The sequence below is a fragment of the Mesorhizobium sp. M1406 genome (assembly GCF_040317555.1).
GTDB lineage: Bacteria > Pseudomonadota > Alphaproteobacteria > Rhizobiales > Rhizobiaceae > Mesorhizobium.
Genome location: NZ_JAMYKW010000170.1, coordinates 1 through 978, shown reverse-complemented (window position 1 = coordinate 978; position 978 = coordinate 1). Strand labels below are relative to the sequence as shown.

At 63.6% G+C, this 978-nt stretch carries 1 protein-coding gene; it reads right to left on the bottom strand.

Annotated features, from left to right (window positions below; all coding sequences use genetic code 11):
* The coding region (locus NKH03_RS34775; protein WP_352973353.1) for an amino acid adenylation domain-containing protein at positions 1-978 on the bottom strand (978 nt) is incomplete at both ends.

Below are 978 nucleotides of genomic sequence, written 5' to 3'. Positions count from 1 at the left end.
CCGGTGCGATCGGCGCGCGCCACCACCACCGCATCGCCGACAAGCTCGTGCTCGCAAAGCCGCGCCGCGACCTCGCCCGGCTCGATGCGGAAGCCGCGGATCTTCACCTGCTCGTCGTTGCGGCCCAAAAACTCCAGATTGCCGTCCGGCAGATAGCGCGCCAGGTCGCCGCTCCGATACAGCCGGTCGCCCTCCACAAAGGAGCTGGCGATGAACCGCTCGGCCGTCAGCTCCGGCCGGTTCAGGTAGCCGCGCGCAACCCCGGCCCCGCCGATATAGAGCTCGCCCACCGCCCCGAACGGCACCGGCGCACCATGAGCGTCCAGAAGATAGATCCGCGTGTTCGCAATCGGACGGCCAATCGGGCTTCCCGACGCGGCAGTATCGGGCTCGACAAGAGGCCGATAGGTTGCATGCACGGTCGTTTCCGTGATGCCGTACATGTTGATCAGTTGTGGGGTGGAATCTAGGTGCTTTGCATACCAAGCCTTCAGAATTGGCGGCTCCAGGGCCTCCCCACCAAAAAACACATATCGAAGACGGCTGCGAAGACTGCTCTTGCACTCCGCATCGATGAACGTTTTGAACGCCGAGGGGGTCTGGTTCAAAACCGTCACGCCCGACTTGCAGATTAGATCATGGAAGTCAGGAGCAGACCGTGCAGTATCGACCGGCACGAGTATCAAACGCCCGCCGTAGCGCAGTGCACCCCACAGCTCCCACACTGAGAAGTCGAACGAGAAGGAATGGAACAGGCACCATATGTCGTGTTCGGTGAAGCCGTACCAATCCTGGGTCGCTTCGAACAAACGGACAATCTGCGCATGCTCGACCATGACGCCCTTGGGCGTCCCGGTGGAGCCCGAGGTGTAGATGATGTAGGCGAGATGGCGGGGGGTGAGCCCCAGCGCGCGCGGGTCGGGGTCGTCAGCGCCCTGGCCGGCCCATGGACGCGCGCCGTCCGAGAGGTCGACCGCC